Here is an 844-nt window from a genome sequence, read left to right as displayed (position 1 = left end):
AAATGGTGATCGACAGAACTTCCGACGCATCGGTCAGGCCAGCGTCAACATCAAGCGCAATTGCACCTTCTTCACTGCCAGACGCATCCGACACTTCAAGGGTTGGGGTGTCAGCGACACCTTCAACATCTACGGTGATTGAGCCCGATGTAGTTGCGGTATCGTCGCCATCAGTCGAGGTGACGGTGACACCCAGATCGAACGACCCTGAATAGTCATCGGCGGGCGTGATCGTCAGCCCTTCGAGGTCCGAGGCCGAGAGCGTCCAGGTGCCGTCACCATTATCAGAACCAGCCGACAGCACGGCACCCTCGGGCACGCCAGAGATCGTGATCGACAGAACTTCCGAGGCGTCGGTCAGGCCTGCATCGATATCAAGCGCTATCGCAGCCTCTTCACTGCCAGACGCATCTGACACTTCAAGGGTTGGGGTATCCGCAACGCCCGCTACATCAACGGTGATTGAACCCGAAGTGGCTGCGGTATCGTCGCCATCGGTCGAAGTGACGGTGACGCCCAGATCGAAGGAACCGGAATAATCATCGGCGGGCGTGATCGTCAGACCTTCAAGATCATCCGCTGTGAGCGTCCATGTGCCATCACCATTATCGGCACCGGCAGAGAGCACTGCTCCATCTGGAACACCAGAGATGGTTATGGAAAGGACTTCGCTTACGTCAGCCAGGCCCGCATCGATATCAAGCGCAATTGAACCTTCTTCGCTGCCAGACGCATCTGACACTTCAAGGGTCGGAGCATCCGCAACGCCCGCAACATCAACGGTGATTGAACCCGAAGTGGCTGCGGTATCACCGCCATCGGTCGAAGTGACCGTAACACCCAG

1 protein-coding gene is annotated in these 844 nt (G+C 57.3%); it reads right to left on the bottom strand.

The features are described 5' to 3' along the window. A partial coding sequence (locus TH30_RS22205; RefSeq protein ID WP_181850436.1) for an Ig-like domain-containing protein occupies positions 1-844 on the bottom strand: 844 nt, incomplete at both ends.

Source organism: Thalassospira profundimaris (assembly GCF_003326795.1).
Classification (GTDB): Bacteria; Pseudomonadota; Alphaproteobacteria; order Rhodospirillales; family Thalassospiraceae; genus Thalassospira; species Thalassospira profundimaris_C.
The sequence above is the reverse complement of the archived record's forward strand: the minus strand, read 5'-3'. Positions and strand labels throughout refer to the sequence as shown.